The 17850-nt window shown below is 53.6% G+C and carries 17 protein-coding genes; 11 read left to right on the top strand and 6 right to left on the bottom strand.

Annotation, left to right across the window (positions count from 1 at the left end; translation table 11 throughout):
* Positions 1–63: 63 nt before the first annotated feature.
* Positions 64–372 (top strand): hypothetical protein, encoded by a 309-nt coding sequence (locus AC0YOB_RS26040; protein WP_475795243.1) that lies wholly within the window; start codon positions 64–66, stop codon positions 370–372.
* Here AC0YOB_RS26040 and ytxJ read toward each other — a convergent pair.
* From ytxJ to AC0YOB_RS26060, 4 genes are all read right to left on the bottom strand, one after another.
* Positions 338–679 carry a bacillithiol system redox-active protein YtxJ gene (ytxJ, locus tag AC0YOB_RS26045; protein WP_210040481.1) on the bottom strand — a complete coding sequence of 114 codons (342 nt, stop codon included), beginning with the start codon at positions 677–679 and terminating at the stop codon, positions 338–340. The genes AC0YOB_RS26040 and ytxJ overlap by 35 nt on opposite strands.
* A 101-nt stretch (positions 680–780) precedes the next feature.
* Complete coding sequence (locus AC0YOB_RS26050; RefSeq protein WP_475795244.1) at positions 781–2694, bottom strand: glycosyl hydrolase family 18 protein; 1914 nt, start codon at positions 2692–2694, stop codon at positions 781–783.
* A 204-nt stretch (positions 2695–2898) separates the two neighbouring features.
* Entirely contained in the window at positions 2899–3177 is a 279-nt protein-coding gene (locus AC0YOB_RS26055) for a YxcD family protein (protein ID WP_210040483.1), read from the bottom strand.
* A gap of 2 nt (positions 3178–3179) precedes the next feature.
* Positions 3180–3614: a hypothetical protein gene (locus AC0YOB_RS26060; RefSeq protein WP_475795245.1), complete on the bottom strand. Its 435-nt coding sequence runs from the start codon at positions 3612–3614 to the stop codon at positions 3180–3182.
* 122 nt (positions 3615–3736) lie between these two features.
* Here AC0YOB_RS26060 and AC0YOB_RS26065 point away from each other — a divergent pair, with 122 nt between their 5' ends.
* The gene (locus AC0YOB_RS26065; protein ID WP_475795246.1) at positions 3737–4297 is read left to right on the top strand and encodes a DUF309 domain-containing protein; all 561 of its coding nucleotides are present in this window, start codon (positions 3737–3739) and stop codon (positions 4295–4297) included.
* Between the two features lie 133 nt (positions 4298–4430).
* Positions 4431–5480 carry an iron-hydroxamate ABC transporter substrate-binding protein gene (locus AC0YOB_RS26070; RefSeq protein ID WP_475795247.1) on the top strand — a complete coding sequence of 350 codons (1050 nt, stop codon included), beginning with the start codon at positions 4431–4433 and terminating at the stop codon, positions 5478–5480.
* A 118-nt stretch (positions 5481–5598) separates the two neighbouring features.
* Here the strand turns inward: AC0YOB_RS26070 and AC0YOB_RS26075 are convergent, their stop codons facing one another.
* Together AC0YOB_RS26075 and AC0YOB_RS26080 are read right to left on the bottom strand one after the other, a co-directional pair.
* Positions 5599–6180 carry a beta-class carbonic anhydrase gene (locus AC0YOB_RS26075; protein ID WP_475795248.1) on the bottom strand — a complete coding sequence of 194 codons (582 nt, stop codon included), beginning with the start codon at positions 6178–6180 and terminating at the stop codon, positions 5599–5601.
* A gap of 79 nt (positions 6181–6259) precedes the next feature.
* Entirely contained in the window at positions 6260–6601 is a 342-nt protein-coding gene (locus AC0YOB_RS26080; protein ID WP_210040494.1) for an iron-sulfur cluster biosynthesis family protein, read from the bottom strand.
* A 177-nt stretch (positions 6602–6778) separates the two neighbouring features.
* Here AC0YOB_RS26080 and AC0YOB_RS26085 point away from each other — a divergent pair, with 177 nt between their 5' ends.
* From AC0YOB_RS26085 to mutS, 8 genes are all read left to right on the top strand, one after another.
* Positions 6779–8293: a carboxypeptidase M32 gene (locus AC0YOB_RS26085; RefSeq protein ID WP_475795249.1), complete on the top strand. Its 1515-nt coding sequence runs from the start codon at positions 6779–6781 to the stop codon at positions 8291–8293.
* A 361-nt stretch (positions 8294–8654) separates the two neighbouring features.
* Positions 8655–9653 carry an ABC transporter substrate-binding protein gene (locus AC0YOB_RS26090; RefSeq protein WP_475795250.1) on the top strand — a complete coding sequence of 333 codons (999 nt, stop codon included), beginning with the start codon at positions 8655–8657 and terminating at the stop codon, positions 9651–9653.
* A gap of 38 nt (positions 9654–9691) precedes the next feature.
* On the top strand, positions 9692–10477 hold the full coding sequence (locus AC0YOB_RS26095; RefSeq protein WP_475795251.1) for an ABC transporter ATP-binding protein: 786 nt from the start codon (positions 9692–9694) through the stop codon (positions 10475–10477).
* Positions 10477–11388, top strand: coding sequence for an ABC transporter permease (locus AC0YOB_RS26100; protein WP_475795252.1), 912 nt, complete (start codon positions 10477–10479; stop codon positions 11386–11388). Before AC0YOB_RS26095 ends, AC0YOB_RS26100 begins: the two co-directional genes overlap by 1 nt.
* A gap of 90 nt (positions 11389–11478) precedes the next feature.
* Positions 11479–12459 (top strand): aromatic acid exporter family protein, encoded by a 981-nt coding sequence (locus AC0YOB_RS26105; RefSeq protein ID WP_475795253.1) that lies wholly within the window; start codon positions 11479–11481, stop codon positions 12457–12459.
* A 313-nt stretch (positions 12460–12772) separates the two neighbouring features.
* Entirely contained in the window at positions 12773–13333 is a 561-nt protein-coding gene (locus AC0YOB_RS26110) for an outer spore coat protein CotE (RefSeq protein WP_210040506.1), read from the top strand.
* A gap of 155 nt (positions 13334–13488) precedes the next feature.
* Positions 13489–14904 (top strand): putative amidoligase domain-containing protein, encoded by a 1416-nt coding sequence (locus AC0YOB_RS26115; RefSeq protein WP_475795254.1) that lies wholly within the window; start codon positions 13489–13491, stop codon positions 14902–14904.
* 117 nt (positions 14905–15021) lie between these two features.
* Positions 15022–17844 (top strand): DNA mismatch repair protein MutS, encoded by a 2823-nt coding sequence (mutS, locus tag AC0YOB_RS26120; RefSeq protein ID WP_475795255.1) that lies wholly within the window; start codon positions 15022–15024, stop codon positions 17842–17844.
* The last annotated feature ends 6 nt before the right edge of the window (positions 17845–17850 follow it).

Here is a 17850-nt window from a genome sequence, read left to right on the forward strand (position 1 = left end):
CATTGACCCAATGATTGTCCGGGTAGCGATAAAACAAAACCACATGGAGGAGGAAAGGCTTACATGCCCTATGGCAGCCCGCGTTTCATTGCGGAGCAGCATGACAGCAATGGCAGGAGCTACCCGCACCCGCAGCATCTGGCCGATAAACGCTCCATAGGCGGCCAGGCGGCTGACTATGTGTGCCGGGATTTCGCTTGCGAAGCACCGGTCGGCTCGGCTGAAGCGCTGCTGAAGCAGTTGAACGGAAAACAGCTAACTTACGAAATCCAAACAGCCAGCCACGACGTCATCAGACGTTCAGAGGCTGGCTGTTTGGATTTCAGGCGAATCGGTACTATTGCATTACCGCGCGCATATGGGCTTCAGTAATCGCCCAGTGCGTAGCGCTCCAGTATTTTTCTTTGTTCTTGATCATGATAATTTGAGGAGACTCATGCTTGACGGCAACATCTTCCGCAATCTGGTTGGAAACCGGACGGGATTCGATCACCTTTACCAGGACATAATCCGTATCGGAGCCGGAGTCATGCTCCAGATATTTTGTAAACTCCTCATACGCATTCGCGCTTACCGGACAGGTCGTGCTGTGCTTGAACACAACAAGCGGACGATCTGCAGAACCTTCCAGAGCGGAGTTCCATTCTTCAAGAGATTGAATTTCTTTATATTGCGACATATCCTGATCTCCTCCTTAAGCTGTCTAATAGTTTCTCAACCGTTCCCTATTATCATACCATATCGGTAGGAGGAAGCACTAATAAAGTCGCGGACAAATCTTTACTTCTGCTGTAATAACATCGTCCAAAGATCGGAGCTTTCATAGCCCAGACGCCAGGCCGCAACGCCTGCCAGGCCATATTTTCTGGCGAGGTCAACCCGCGCCTTCACGGTATCCGCTGTTTCCGCCCAGAATACATACGTATACCCGTCTTTTTTATACGTATATTTCGTTTGGCCAGCTCCGGGATCATACGTGCCGACAGCATCTTGCTGTTCAATCGTTTCCGCGACGTCCTTCATAAAGACAGCCTTGCTGTCGACCAGCTTTCCTGCCGCGTCGAGCCGCCATTCGCGGACATAGAAGGGAATGCCCAGCATCAGCCTGCCGCGGGGGATCCCGTAGGCGAGGAACTGCTTGATTCCCTCTTCAGCCCAGCGAAGCTCTGAGACGGAGCCGGCTTGCTGGCTGCCCTCCCAATACTGGTCATAAGCCATGATCATGATCATGTCGACAATATTCGCCAAAGCCTTGTGATCATAGGCGGTCTGGGCATCCCATGCCACATCGCCGCGCGGCAAATCAATGGATACCGTCAGGCCGCGTAGGTGCGCAGCTTCAGCTAGACTGGCAACGAAGGAAGTGTAGAGGGCGCGGTCGCCCCCGTCCAGCCCCTCAAAATCAAGATTCACACCTTCAACCTCAAGCGCTTCGAGACGCTCCACCAGGGAGTTGATAAATTTGGCTTTTGCAGCCGGATTGCGGAGGAAAACGCTGGTCATCTTTGTATCAAACTGATTATGAACAAGCGGCGTCAGCTTTAAGCCCTCTTTCTCCATCGATGCCGCAAGGGCAGGATCGGAATGATCGGTCAGCGTTCCGTCAGAACCTGCAAGCTCGAACCAGGAAGGGGAGTCGATATCCAGCCCCTGTGTATTGTGGACCTGTGCTAGTATGGTATCCGTGCTGGATGTGCCATTCCAGGCCAAATAAGCAAGCTCCCTTGTATCGCTCCAAATAATACGGCCGTCTGCCGCAGCGACCGAAACGTTCTTGTAACCCTTAGCGAAGGCAACTGCGCTTTGTCTCGTATGAAAATAGGACACAACACGATCCCCTTGTCTAACGCTCAAATAAGGAATATTCGTCCACCATTCCTGCCCGTCTTTTATGATTGCCGCACCCGACAGCGTCTTGGCATAAACGAGCGCGCCGCCCAGCCCGCTGAAGGATTGAACAGGCCGGCCATTTTGCGTGACAGTGAACGGCTTTATTGTTGTATATGGAACAAGTCCGGTTGCGGTGTTTACCACAACGCTTCCTGGCTGCCTGGCAGCGGCTCGCATCGCATCGAGGAGGAAGGAGTAGCGCATGCTTCCGGTCGATATGCCATTTTGCCGGATATCGTAGACGGCTGCCGCCGAACGCTGGGCCTGCTTTTGCGCAGCGCTTAAGTTATCCCAAATCCATTGATTGGTCGCAAGCTCGACAATGTGAATATTGCTGTAAGCCTTTGCGGCCTGCTTGGCCTCGTCAAGAGAGGCATAGCTCCATCCCGGCAGCGACTTGTCTCCCTGGTACATTTGAAAGCGGGGGTAGGTGCCGGATATCCATCCTGGCTGCTCCAGATCGCGGATTTGCGGAAAACGAAGCTTCCCGGCGAAGGTTTTCGCTTCGGCCAGCGTCCTGAATTCCCGGTTTCCTGTGGAATACCCATTCTCATAAACCTTGTATTTGGGAAAATTATCCCATACCCATACTCGACCCGTTATCAGCTCAACATGGCTGTAAGTTAAATTTTTCGCAAAAGCGATTGCCCCCGCTTCGGTCGAAAATTCCTTAACCGCCTGGTCATTCTGATAGACGCGGTAATTGGTCGTAAGATCGGAGGCGCTTACAGAAGAAGCGGCTGCTCCGTATGCAGCTTGCAGAATCATCGCGATCGCAATGATCAGCTTCCATCGTTGACGCATAAGATTGATTCAGCTCCTCCTCTACTAGTCTAGTAGATTAAACGCCTGAATAGAGAGGAGGTTTCGGCAGAATAGCGGTCTTCCATTATTTACATCGCTGACAGCTGCAACCTTTTTGTCAAACCCATAAAAAAAAGACCGGCACGAAGGTTTTTGTTCCTCCATGTCCGATCTTCTTGTGATAAACAATACGCTTAACCTGAATTAATCCTCAATATCTGCCCAAAACTCTTCGTCCACATCCAATTTGATCTGGGAGCGGAACACGCGTCTTTGGTATTGCTTAAGCATATACTGCTCGATCGCTTCCAGCAGGTTGGCTTCGACCAGATACTGGCTGCGGCCCTGCACCCAAACCTCGGCGGTATAGCCATACTGCTCGTCCCAGGACAATTGCGCTTCTACCGCGGTAGGAGGAAGGCCTTTGCGATCCGCTATATTCAGGCAAATCGCATTGATGATCTCATCCGTATAGATCCTCATTATTAATAGGTACCCCGGTTGTTCGGATTGGATGGCCTGCGCCGATTACGGAAGTAGTGGATGATACCCCGTATGGCCGCAATCAGAATATAGATGGCGAGCACGTTGACGATCAATCCCAGAAAATTGCCCAGGAACCCCATTCCTCCGAATATTCCGCCGAACAGCAGGCCGGCAAGACCGCCAATCATCAAACCTCGCATTAAGCTGCCGCCGCTGAAAAAACCGCGTTTGGTTGTTGCAGCCGTACCTGATTTTACGGCACCGCTTGTCCCGCCTGTCGATTTATTTATTCCGCTATCGGGATTCTTTGCGGGATGTTGGGTAAAGCCTTGTCTGGGAGACTTGAAGCCTCCGCCTCTTTTGGCATCTACCGATCCCACACTGACAGCAAAGAAGAGTGTGAACGCCATGAACAACATTAAACCTTTTTTCATCTGTCATTCTCCTTCTGGTATTTAGGCGATGAAAGGATCATTGCCTTTCCCTTCAATTACGTCTAATATGATCAAAGGTTTCACTTTTAATGCGTATCACGTCGAAATTCAGGAGGATAGCAATGGGAGATGTCAACTACCCAAAGGCCTATATTTTATATTTAGTGGAATTTCATGGAACGCGGGATTACTTTGAATGTCATGAGCTGCTGGAGGAGTATTGGAAAGAGCATCCTGGTGATGCGTATGCAGATACCTGGGTCGGTCTGATACAAATTGCGGTTGGCTCCTATCATCACCGCCGTGGCAATCTGCGCGGCGCGGACAAAATGCTCCGGCAATCGCTGGACCGGCTGGTTCCTGAACATCTGGAAGGGCTCGGCCTGGACGGACATCAACTGATTCGTATGGTGAGAGAGCGCCTTGCCGGATTGGAAGTGGGGGGGCCGTTCCGCGATATGAACCTGCCGCTTGCGGATGAAGCGCTGAGGCTCGAATGCGAAGAGATTTGCAGCTCCCGGAATCTGGTATGGGGCGCAGAGAGCCCGGAGGATCAAGAACTATTGCACCGTCATACCCTGCGGGATCGGAGCGATGTCATCACAGCAAGAGCGGCAGCCGCGGCGGCCAAGAAAACAAGAAGACGGTCAAACGGACAAGTAAGGACGGAAGAGGAATCTTGACCGCATGAGGAATGGGAGCCAATTTTCTCATTGACAATGATATTGATTATCATTATCATAGTTTGAGGGCGATGAACGCATCATCTTACATAATGGACGCTCTATAACTTACAGAGAAAAGCAGGAGGAACTCATGAATCATTCGCGTAAAGAACGTTCTTTAAAATTCACCTTGGCATTGAGCGTCTTGCTGGTGATGACCGTATTTCTGGCGGCATGCGGCGGGGCAGGCAAGGCTGACAATAACAGCGGCGCCAGTACACCGTCAGCAGGCAATTCCGCCACCAGCCCAACAGGAGATCCGGCAGCTCCGGAAGGCAGCGGCACAGACACGCCCAACGAAGCGCAAACGGAGAAAATCGTGACGGATGCGATGGGTCATGAAGTGACGATTCCGGCTGATCCGCAGCGGATTCTTGCTTCTTATCTTGAGGATCATCTGGTCGCACTGGGCATCAAGCCCGTAGCCCAATGGTCGATTGGGCCGGAAAGTGTCCAGGATTATTTGCAGGGGGATTTGAAGGGCATTCCGATTATCAGCTACGATCTGCCGCTCGAGGCGGTGGCAAGCTTCTCGCCTGATCTGATCCTGATAGGCTCCGAGTCGCAGGTTCAAAAAGGTCTTTATGAGCAATATGCCAAAATAGCGCCGACCTACGTGATTGGTGATGAAATCAATAAAGACTGGCGCAAGACGCTGCTCAAGATAGGCGAGCTGCTTGGCAAGTCGGAGTCGGCCGAACAGGCGCTAAAGGCTTATGACCAGAAGGTGGCCGATACCAAGGCAAAGCTTCAGCAATCCATCGGCACACAATCCGCGGCGATCCTGTGGCTGGTGCAGAAGCAGTTCTATATCGTGGACGAAACCCGTTCCAGCGGCGCCGTTCTGTATGGCGATCTGGGCATGACGCCTCCGAATCTGGTGTCCGATATTACGGCTGAGCAGAAAGCTACCTGGAGTCCCGTATCACTGGAGAAGCTGGCTGGACTTAATGCGGAGCATATCTTCCTGGTGAACAGCGACAAAACGACGGAAACACTGGATAGCCCAATCTGGAAGAATCTCCCTGCCGTTAAGGCTGGTCATGTTTATGAGATGCCTTCAACCAGCAGCTGGCTTTACAGCGGTTTCGAAGCAGGCGGGCAGATTATGGACGATACACTCAAAATGCTCGTAAAATAACAAGCCGAAACAAAAAAAGTGTGCAGCTCCTGTCCCAGACAGGCCGGCTGCACACTTTTTTGTTTGTAAAATCGGAATCTATAAAACAGGGGGCAGTGGCGCGCTCCAGAAAAACATCCTAGTTCTGCTGGCCCTCCACTATATCGTAGCCTTTGGTCAGCAGATCCAGCTTTCCGGTGCCGGGGTGGATAATCAGGCCATGAACCGGCGTTTTGGGCGGCAGCAGCGGATGATTGCGGATTATGCTGACGCTCTTCAGCACGCTGTCATGGACATCGTCGAACCCGGTAAGCCAGCGCTTGAGATCCATTCCGGAATGCAGCAGCGTGTTGATGGTTTCATCCTTGATCCCGTTCTCCGTCATATGCTGGATGACGTTTTCCGGGTCGAGTCCGGTCATGCCGCATTCATGATGTCCGATGACGAGCACCTCGTCAGCGCCAAGCTCATAAACCGCGATCAGCACGCTGCGCATAATATTGCCGAAGGGCTGGGTGATGATGCCGCCGGCGTTTTTGATGATTTTGGCATCGCCGTTGCGCAGGTTCAACGCTTTTGGCAGCAGCTCGGTCAAGCGGGTGTCCATACAAGTTACAATAACCATCTTCTTGTCGGGAAAACGGTCGGTCAGATACTGCTCGTACTCGCGATTTTCAACAAAACGATCATTAAAGGATAAAATATTCTCGATGTTCTTCACGTTTATTCACCAATCCTAATCTCTCTAGTAATGTAATCCGGTTGTCTTTCAATTCAAATTCAAATTGTTTAACTCATGATCAAAATTGAACGTTTTGAATATCTTCTTTCAGCAATCTCAGGTTCGTAGTGTAGATCTGGTTGTCACTCTTCAGGCTGAAGGCATGCCGCGACTTGTCAAAGTCGATGCGCAGGCTTGGCTCGAAGAAAACCTCGTCATTCGGATCGTACCAGACGGAGAAGGGATCCCCTTCGCCCAGCTTGTTGTCAGCCGCAGGAGCCTTGATAAGCTGCAGGGTGGGGACGCCGTTAACGGCGCAGCCGCAGCCCTCGGTATCATACATTAGCCGCAGGCTTCGATCATCATCTTTTATCTGTTCGGACAATTGCTCCACGGCTGAGGGGGTAAAGGTAAAATGCATGGAATGAAGCTCCTCTCGAATGATGGGATCTCTTAAACTAAACATGGATTAAAGTTGATTATACGTTTTGAGAAAAGTATGATCAAGTAGGGGCTTTATTTGGATAAGGCCATGGATATGAAGACGGCGGTTTTTTTGCAGAAATACGATTATCATTTCCGGAAAGGTGGAATCTGTATGACGACAAGCGTTGAGCAGGCATTGAGCTCGTTTCGCGAGCGGATTGCCCAAATCAAGAGCTATGAGGAAGCATTGGGCGTGCTGTATTGGGATTTGCGCACCGGCGCTCCGCGCAAGGGAATGGAGGCCAGGAGCGAAGCGATCGGCATGCTGTCCGGTCAAATGTTCAAGCTCTCCACCGCGCCGGAGCTTGGCGAGTGGCTGACGGAGCTGGAGCAGGAAGGAAACCTCGGGGACTTAAGCGAGATAGACCGCAGGCTGGTCAAGGAAACGCGCAAGGATTACGACCGCAGCGTGAAAATCCCGCCCAAGCTTTATCAGGAATATGTGGTGCTGACCTCGCAAGCCGAATCCATGTGGGAAGAGGCCAAGGAAAAAAGCGACTATGCGTCGTTTGAGCCCTATCTGGATAAAATCATTACATATAATAATCAGTTCATTGATCTGTGGGGCCCTGGAGCTACCCGCTATGATACGCTGCTTGATGCTTATGAGCCGGGTATGACTACCGCTGAACTGGATCAGGTATTCGGAGGACTCCGAGAGAAGCTCGTTCCGCTTGCTGCGGCTATTGCCGCATCGCCTCATCAGCCCGAGCGCGGATTCCTGAAACAAACCTTCGCCAAGGAAGCCCAGAAGAAATTCAGTTTGTTTATTCTGGAGCAGATGGGCTTTGATTTCACGGGTGGACGGCTTGATGAGAGCGTGCATCCGTTCGCAACCGGTCTGAACCCGGGGGATGTGCGGATTACGACCCGTTATTTGACGGATGATGTGACAAGCGCACTGTTCGGAACGATCCATGAGGGCGGTCACGCGCTTTATGAGCAGAACATCATGAAAGAACTGATTGGAACGACGCTCTGCACCGGTACTTCTATGGGGATTCACGAATCGCAGTCCCGTTTCTGGGAAAATGTGATCGGACGCAGCAAGCCGTTCTGGGGCCGTTATTTCGGAGATTTGCAGCGGCATTTTCCCGGTCAGCTGGATGTGGGTGTGGAGGATTTCTACCGCGCCACCAATGTGGTGAAGCCTTCGCTTATCCGTATCGAAGCGGATGAACTGACCTATAATCTCCATATTATTATCCGCTACGAGATGGAGAAGCTTATTTTCAACGAAGGGGTCAAAGCCTCCGAGCTCCCTGCGCTGTGGAACGAAAAGTACCGTGAATATCTGGGGGTTGTGCCGCAAAACGACGGGGAAGGCGTGCTGCAGGATGTCCACTGGTCCGGCGGGGCATTCGGCTACTTCTCTTCCTATTCGCTGGGCAACATGTATGCCGCTCAAATAACCGTCACCATGGAGCAGGAGATTCCGGGCTTCTGGGGCCTGGTCGAGCGCGGCGAGCTTCTTCCCATTAAAGCATGGCTGACGGACAAGGTCTATCAATACGGCAAGCTGCGGACGCCTTCGGAGCTCATTAATGCCATTACCGGCAAGCCGCTTGATCCGGATTATTTGGTCGCTTACCTGGAGAAGAAATACAGCGATATTTACAAATTATAATTGAACCGTCGTTGGGATCTGCCGATATTGAGCAAAGAGGTCAACCAGAATCAATCTGGTTGGCCTTTTTTTTGACCTTATAGCATTTATAAGTTTCACGTCTAAAGGTCTATAAGGTTTGAGGGAAGAAACTAACGTTGCCGCAAAGGACGGCGCAGCCGGTTCTTCTTATCTTGCCGGGCTGCTTTGCTGCCGGGACAATTGTGCGGGAAGCTTGTTTTTGCGAAGGCTTCCCTATGGTCTATGATGTCAGGTAATCTCCATTTTTTTTCACAAGTCTTGATGTTTGTTTCACCACAAGGGTTCCCTCTGCATAGGCTGTTCTACAGAATAGTTTGCTTTTCAGGGGAGGGATTTTCATATGCGGATTTCAAAAAGGCTGCCATTGCTGCTGGCTCTGCTCCTGTTGGCGGCGGTTATGGCCGGATGCGGCCAGAAGGCTGACGGGCCAGTCAAGGTGCGGATCGGCGAGGTTACCAGATCTTTATTCTATGCACCGCAGTATGTGGCGGTGGAGGAAGGCTTTTTCAAGGATGAGGGCCTGGAGATTGATTTGCAGACAACGCCGGGGGGCGACAAGACGATGACGGCTCTGCTCACAGATGCGATTGACGTGGCGCTGGTGGGCTCGGAAACCTCGATTTACGTCTACCAGCAGGACAGCAAGGATCCCGTGATCAATTTTGCGCAGGTGACCCAGACGGACGGCACATTTCTCGTATCGCGCGAGCCTGTGGAGAACTTCGACTGGAATCAGCTGAAAGGGAGTGAATTTCTGGGTCAGCGCAAGGGCGGTATGCCGCAAATGGCCGGAGAATTTACGCTCAAGAAGAAGGGAATTGACCCGCAGAAGGATTTGACGCTGATTCAAAATGTCGATTTTGCCAACATCCCGGCGGCTTTTATATCCGGTACAGGGGATTATGTGCAGCTCTTCGAGCCTCAGGCATCGATTATGGAGAAAGAGGGCAAAGGACATGTCATCGCTTCCTTTGGCGTTGAGAGCGGCCATCTGCCATATACCGTGTTTATGACGAAGCAGAGCTATATTGACAAAAACGAGGACACGGTGCAAAAGTTCACCAATGCCGTCTATAAGGGGCAGCAGTGGGTGAATTCGCACAGCGCCGAGGAGATTGCCGATGTTGTTCTGCCGTATTTCCCGGATACGGAGCGCGACATTGTCATCCGTGTTATTGACCGCTACAAGCAGCAGGGTTCTTTTGCAACCGATCCTGTTGTGGACGAACAGGAATGGGATAACCTGCAGAATGTCATGACAGAAGCAGGCGAGCTTGCGGCTAAGACGGATCATGCGGCACTGGTTAACAATACGTTCGCCGAGCAAGCCATGAAGTAATGCCGCTTAAGCAGCCCGCGGGAGAAGGAGATGAATCCATGGAGAACGTTCTGAAGCTTCAAGATGTCACGCATGTCTACGTGAATGCAGGCGGAACGACGCTTGCTGTCGAAAGGCTCAATCTATCCGTTGCCAAAGGAGAATTCGTCAGTCTCGTCGGGCCAAGCGGCTGCGGGAAAACCACCGTGCTCAGTCTTCTCGCCGGGCTGATCCTCCCAACAGAAGGAATTGTTTCGGTGGGCGGAGAGAAAATTCTGAAGCCATCTCCGAAGATCGGATATATGCTGCAGCAGGATTATCTGCTGCCGTGGCGCACCATTCTGAGCAATGTGCTGCTGGGCCTTGAGATCAGCGGCAGCCAGACGCCTGAAGCTGTTGATTATGCCCGGTCGCTTCTGGAGCAGCTTGGCCTCGGCGGGATGGAAAGACGGATGCCGCATGAGCTGTCAGGGGGGATGAGGCAGCGTGCCGCGCTTGTCCGGACGCTTGCCACAAGGCCCGATGTGCTGCTGCTGGATGAGCCCTTCTCGGCGCTTGACCTGCAGATCAAGCTGCAGCTTGAAGACCTGGTGCAGACGACCCTGCGGAGACTCTCCAAAACCGCTGTGCTGGTCACCCACGATCTTGGCGAGGCGGCAGCCATGAGCGACAGGGTATTTGTGCTTGGCGCAAATCCGGGACATGTCAGCGCCGTATTCGATATGCCGGAAAGCATCAGCGGCTTGCTGCCGACTGAGGCGCGGAAGCTGCCGGAGTTTCAAGAGCGGTTCGAGGAGATTTGGCAGGCTCTGGAGCAGGCAAGCGGGAAGGGAGGAGAAGCTTGATGAACCACGGTGAAGAAGAGGACGGCAAGTCTTACGCCAATGAAGCCTTTGACGATCATGCTGAAGGCAGGGACAGCTCTGCCGAGCCTGATGGGACCTATTCGGCTGCCCGTCTGAGCAATCTGCACCGCACCTATCTGAGCGGGATGAGGCGTATCAAGTGGAAGGTCCTCTCGGTACAGCTGCTGCTCCTTGTGCTGTTTATCGGACTGTGGGAAACAGCCGGCCGCCGGGACTGGATCGATGTGCTGCTGTTCAGCTATCCCAGCAAGCTGTTCAACCAGTTATGGACGACAATTCTTGATGGAAGTCTGATCCCGCATATCGGGATAACCTCGGCGGAAACGATTGTCGGTTTTGTACTGGGCACCATCCTCGGGACGGCGCTTGCCGCCATGCTCTGGTGGTTTCCTTTTGTCTCGCGTGTGCTGGACCCTTACCTGGTCGTGCTGAACAGCATGCCGAAGGTCGCGCTTGGGCCCTTATTCATCATTGCGTTCGGGGCGGGCTTCACTGCTATCGTGGCCACTACTCTCTCGGTAACGGTGATTATCACGACGCTGAGCATTTACAGCCGCTTCTGTGAGGTGGATGCCGGACTGATCAAGGTAGTTCGTTTGTTCGGCGGTACGAGGCGCCAGGTATTCACTCAAATTATTATGCCGGACTCGTTTGCAACCATTATATCCACGTTGAAGGTGAATGTAGGGCTTGCCTGGGTAGGCGTTATCGTAGGCGAGTTTCTCACGTCGCGTTCAGGCCTTGGGTATTTGATCGTATACGGCTTCCAGGTATTTAATTTCACTCTGGTGCTCTCCAGCTTGGTGGTAATAGCCGTTGTCGCGACTGTGATGTACCGTCTGGTCGTAGCGCTGGAGCAGTGGTTGACGCGGGGCCGGACGGGGCGTTAGGATGAAACTGAAGAAATGCAAGCAGATATTGGAGCAAGCTGATATTCTTGCGTTTCTAACATCGTTGGCATCTGCCTGAAGAGGGTTATTATGGGAATCCGCGTCATCAAAACCGCTATAGCCGCGTTGGCAGCGTTATATACTGCCCATTATTTTGGTCTGGATCCGGCGCTTTCGGCGGGCTTGCTTGCCATACTCGGAGTCGAAGTGACGCGCATGAAAGGGCTGAAAAGCGCTTTTGTGCGCTTTATGGCCTCTGTGCTTGGACTTATTTTTGCCTCCTTCCTGTTTATCGTGCTTGGCTTTCATTTATGGACGATCTCGATTTTTGTGCTGCTGGCTTTCCCGATCCTTTCGAGATTGCATTTGAAGGACGGCATCGCAACAAGCGCCGTTATCGTTTTTCATATATATGCACGAGAAGAAGTGACGGGTGCGCTGATTGGTAATGAAGTATTGCTGCTGCTGACAGGCCTGGGCTGGGCGACGGTCATCAATCTGATCTATATGCCCAAGGACGAGAAGCGGCTGACGTCATTGCGGCATGAGACGGAGCGGCTGTTCAGCGAGATTTTTCATTATATGGGCCAGACGCTGCGGAGTCCTTCACTGGTCTGGAACGGGGAAGAGCTTCTCAAAGCCGGACAAGCTATCGACGAAGGGATCAGGCGAGCGGATATGAGAAAGGAAAACCGCCTGTGGGGCCAGTCTGACGATTCGTGGAAATACTGGCCGACCTACTTTGAAATGCGCCGGCAGCAGCTGGAGTCCATTCAGCAGATGCTTGTCCTGCTGGCTTTTGTCTATGAAAAGCTTCCGCAGGGGGAGCTGGTGGCCGAGCTGTTCGAAAGTCTGCCGGATGATGTGAAGTCCGATGTCTACGAGGGATCTATCGAGCGCAAGCTGTCCGTGCTTGAGGGACGGTTCCGCGCCATGGCTCTGCCTGTGAGCCGGGAGGAATTCGAGATCCGTGCAGCGATTTTGCAGCTGATGCATGAGCTGGAGCGGTATTTGAGCATCGCCAAGCGCTGGAAGAAACAGAAAAGAGGCCAGAAGGCTGCTCCTTCTTGATCCTATTTCCCAATTTCCCTCATATCAATAGCACGGCAAAGTATTTTCAGATCAAAGAATTATAACAGGTTTGTCCTTGCAGATAACCTCCTGCCAGCTGACTAAAGCTGCGCGGGATACTTCATTAATAGGTCGGAATCAGCGGCGTATTTGGAGCGGCAATCGTCTATCCGCATTAATTTCCCGGGAGGGAAAACCTTTGGTTTCATACAGAGTTTAGAACAATATATTTTTGTTCCTCTTAAGTTTAATCAACAAATGCCTATGTCCTGCATACACTTTATTGAATGATTGTATGGAGGAGGTTAAATACATGGCAATAGCAGATAAACAGCTTCAGTGCAGAGAAATTATAACGAAAGCTGTCTGCGGCAAAGGTCGTAAGTTTTCAACAGTGACCCATACCGTTACGCCGCCTCATCATCCCACAAGCATATTGGGAGCCTGGGTCATCAATCACCAGTATGAAGCGGTACGTTCGGGCGATGGTATTGAGGTCATCGGTACTTACGATATCAACATCTGGTATTCTTACAACAAAAATTCGGAAACGGACGTAGCCAAAGAGACCCTGTCTTATGTTGAGCATGTGCCGCTCTCCTACCTCGATCCGAAGCACCGCGCTTCTACAGAAGAAGTAACGGCTGAATCGACACAAGAACCTAATTGTGTGGAGGCGAATATATCGGCGAGCGGCTCGAGCGTCGTTATTCGTGTCGAACGGGAATTTGTGGTAGAGATGATCGCGGAAACGAAAGTATGCGTCGCGGTTTGCCAGGGCGGCTGCGATCATGACGGCAAGGGTCTTGAGTACGGTGACGAGGACGGCGAATATGAAGATCTGGATCCGGAGCTTCTGGACGACGAGCTGTAATTTTAGCGGGTTACAGCGGGATAAAGTATCCTATGCGGCAGAGGCAACAGATTCGAGGGCGAGAGCCCTCTTTTTTTTACCTTTCTAAGGTTTAATTTTGCCGGTGCTCCGTAAAGGAGCGGCTGAATGCAAATTGCCGGATCGGAGCGAGAAACATGGGCGGCAGGGTGTGGTATTGGGGTGGGAGCGGATCAGTATGGAGCATGCCGCAGGCGTGGAGCGACGGAATCCCGCTTGCAGGCGATGCCGTCATTGTATGCGGTGAATCCGCGTTACCGGCGGATTGGCGGCGGGAAGGGGAGCCTCTGATGCTGAACGGGGGCGCAGCCGCCTTCGCGCTGCGGGACGCAGAGGAGACGCAGCGCAGACTTGAGCAGGCGGGTGTGGCCACCGCTCCTCTCGAGCAAGAGGATCAGACGCGCCGCTCCGACGGTCAGTATCTGCGCTTGTTTACGGTAGCGCTGTTCAATTTGCAGCCGATCTCGGTTAGCAGACATTTGTCTGACGGCGGACTGAAAGGCTGGAGGGGGGAGCAGGCTTCACGCTTGCTTGAGCCGTCAAGCAGCCTTTATCGCCCACTCACGCGGATGGCCGTCAAAGCGCTGTACGCTCTTGGATTGGATATGGGACTCATAACCCTCCAGGCCAATGAACAAGGACGATATGCGGTCGTCGAGGCGCGCTTGCCAAGCGCTGAGGATATGGAGCAGACCGTATGGAAGACTGCCGCAGCTGACTTCGCCGCAGATATAGCCGGGGATGCTGCAGCAGGCAGCGGGGCTCAGGGGGCCGGGATTATGCTGGGGGCAGATCCTGAATTCCTGCTGCTTGGCTCTGGCGGCAGGGTTATATCGGCCGCCCGTTATTTGGAAGGCGGCCAGGGAGCCGGCTGCGATGCCGTGCTCATCGGCGGCCGCGTGAGGTATCCCGTGGCGGAGCTGCGCCCGGAGCCCGCCTCGACGGTAATGGGGCTGGCGGGGAACATCCGCCGGCTGCTGGGGCAGGCTGCAGTGCGCATCACGGACCCGACGCTGCGGTGGAGCGCGGGAGGCATGCCCGTGCGGGGCTTTGCGCTGGGCGGGCATATTCATTTGAGCGGCGTGCGGATGACCGGCAGGCTGCTGCGTCAGCTGGACAGCTATGTGGCGCTGCCGCTTGCGATGGTGGAATCACCCGCCGAGCATGCCAGGCGCCCGCGATACGGCTTTCTGGGCGATTTTCGCATGCAGCCGCACGGAGGCTTTGAATACCGTACGCTGCCGAGCTGGCTGCATTCTCCCGCCGCCGCCAAGGCTGTGTTTGCCTTGTCGCTGCTGTGCGCCCGGGAGAGCGCCAGGCTCAGCTACCGCCCCTCGGAGGAGGCGGAAGTTGCCGCTGCCTATTATAAGGGCGACAGGGAGCTGCTGCGCACCCGTTGTCTGGAGCCGCTGGCGAAGGTGATGGCGGGCACGCCCGCATACAGGGAACTCAAGGTTTATATCGAGCCGCTGCTTGAAGCGGCGCGTCGGGGGAGCATTTGGGATGTATCGATGGACATCCGGCAAAAATGGCGGATTGCCCCTTTTCAATAATGGAAGCCTGCTGCCCTATATCAGCGTCAGCCGCGCATTCCACCCGTGCGGGCTTTTCTGTTATACTGAAGGTCTGATGTTCCCAATTGAATATTCCCTACCTAGGAGGGGCGAGAAGTGACAGTACATACCCCGATGATCCAGCAATATCTGGCGGTAAAAGAGCAGGCGAAGGACGCATTTCTGTTCTTTCGGCTTGGCGATTTCTACGAGATGTTCTTTGACGATGCCATCGCGGCGTCCCGTGAGCTTGAAATTACATTGACAGCGCGCGGCGGCGGCGGCGAGACGCGTATACCGATGTGCGGCGTGCCTTATCATTCCGCTGAAGGATACATAGCAAGATTGATAGAAAAAGGCTTCAAGGTGGCGATATGCGAGCAGGTGGAGGATCCGGCTGCAGCCAAGGGAGTGGTTCGGCGCGAAATCGTCCGCGTTATTACTCCGGGGACCGTTATGGAGACCAAATCCATCACCGACAAGGCCAATAATTTTATCGTTGGCGTTTCAGTCCAGGGCGATTCATACGGAATTGCAGCCTGCGATCTGACGACAGGCGAGCTGTATGTTACGTCCTTCGCTGCAAGACTTGAGCTTTTGACCGACGAAATCAATGTTTATCACCCTGTAGAAATTGTCGGCGATGCGGTATTGATTGAACTGTTGAAGCCGCAGGCTGCCGCTTGGAACAGGCCTGTTTTGTTTACGGTCCGCGAGGTAATGGACGAGCAGAAGCTGAGCGGACAATTCGATGGAGATGACCTGCACCAACTCGCTCCGGCGCGGTATCGGGCGATCAGCCTTCTTACGGGTTATCTCGAAGAGACGCAAAAGCGCTCCCTCGGCCATGTCAGACAGATCAGAGCGTATGAGCCCAATCAGTTTATGATTCTGGACCCGTTTACACGCCGCAATCTGGAGCTGGTGGAGACCGTGCAAAGCCGCAGCAAGAAGGGCTCGCTGCTCTGGCTGCTGGACCGTACGCGGACGTCGATGGGCTCGCGGATGCTGCGAAGATGGATTGACAAGCCGCTGCTCTCGGTCAATATGATCGATGTACGCCTGGAAGCGGTGGATCTGCTCCATCGCGATTTTATGCTGAGGGATGAAATGCGCCGTGAGCTGAGCGAGATCTACGATCTGGAGCGGCTGGTTGGCCGCGTGGCGTTCGGAAGCGCGAATGGCCGGGATATGAATGCGCTCAAGTCATCGCTGCGGCACGTGCCTGCACTTACCGCCTTATGTGCGGATTCCGAATCGTCCACGCTGCGCAGACTGGTGGAGGAGATTGACCTCTGCACCGATCTTGCCGATATGATTGAGACCGTTATCGTGGATGATCCGCCGATTTCGGTCCGGGAGGGCGGTCTTATCCGCTCGGGCTACGATCCATATCTGGACGAGCTCCGGGAAGCGAGCGTGAACGGGAAGAAATGGCTGGCCGAGCTGGAACGCAAGGAGCGGGAGGCAACCGGCATCAAATCGCTGAAGATCGGCTACAACCGTGTCTTCGGCTACTATCTTGAAGTGTCCAAGGCCAATATCTCCATGCTGCCCGAGGGGCGTTATGAGCGCAAACAAACCTTAACCAATGCGGAGCGGTACGTAACCCCAGAGCTGAAAGAGAAAGAGCGGCTCATCCTCGAAGCGGAAGAGAAGATGGTCGATCTGGAGTATAGCAAATTCGTTGAGCTCCGCGACCATCTTACCGTCCACTTGAACCGGCTCCAGAAGCTGGCTGAAACAGTGGCCATGCTGGATGTGTTCCAGTCGCATGCGACGGTGAGCGCGGAGCAGCGCTATGTCAGGCCAACGGTCACCGATGCCTTCGATCTAGTCGTGGAAGATGGCCGTCACCCTGTCGTAGAGGCGGTTATCGACGGTTCCCCGTTCATTGCGAACGGCACTTCGCTGGAAGGCGGCGGGGCTTCGATGCTGCTGATTACCGGACCGAATATGGCGGGTAAAAGCACCTATATGCGCCAGGTTGCATTGATCTGCATCATGGCGCAGATTGGCTGCTTTATTCCGGCCAAGCGCGGCGTTATCCCGCTGATTGACCGGATCTTCACCCGTATCGGCGCGGCCGATGATCTGATCGGCGGGCAGAGCACCTTCATGGTAGAGATGAAGGATATTCAGACCATGACGGATAAGGCAACCAGGCAAAGCCTTGTTATTATCGATGAGCTGGGCCGCGGCACCTCAACCGGCGAAGGGATGTCCATCGCGCAGGCTGTTATCGAATATGTGCATCACGAGATTGGCTGCAAGGCGCTGGTATCCACCCATTTTCACGAGCTGGCCCATCTGGAAGATACGCTTCCGCTGCTGCGGAACGTATGCATGGCTGTCCAGGAAACCGGCGATAATGTCACGTTCCTGCGCAAGATGGTCCCCGGCGCTGCCAGCAGCAGCTACGGGATTTACTGCGCGCAGCTGGCCGGACTGCCGGAGCGGATCATCTCCCGCGCGTATACGCTGCTTGCCTCTCACGCTGACGAGGCGATCAGGCTGCCGTCCTTGGAGGCCCTGGAGGATCCGCCCGGCAGGGCAGCGGTGATTGATGCTTTGCGGGAGACCGCCTCCTCTTATGCACCGGCGGTCGACGCATCAATGATGGCCGGATCTGACATTTCTTCCGTCAGCGCAGGAGCTGACAAGAGCGTGGAGCAATCGGAGAAAGCTCCGCAATCAACCGACGACCATCAAGCTGATTCGCAGAGCGGCAGCACCTTGACGCCGGATAAGTCTCCAGAGGTGGTTCAGCTGTCGATCTTTGAGGATTCCGCTGCCCTGCAGACACGGACCCGGAAGACGAATCCCAAGGCCGAGCAGGTTGCCGAGCAGCTGCGAAAGCTTGATTTGTTCAATATTACTCCCATGCAGGCCATGCAGCTGCTTAATGAAATGAAGATGAAGCTTGTTGCAGAGAAGTGACATGTA

It is taken from the genome of Paenibacillus sp. JT31N17 (assembly GCF_056269255.1).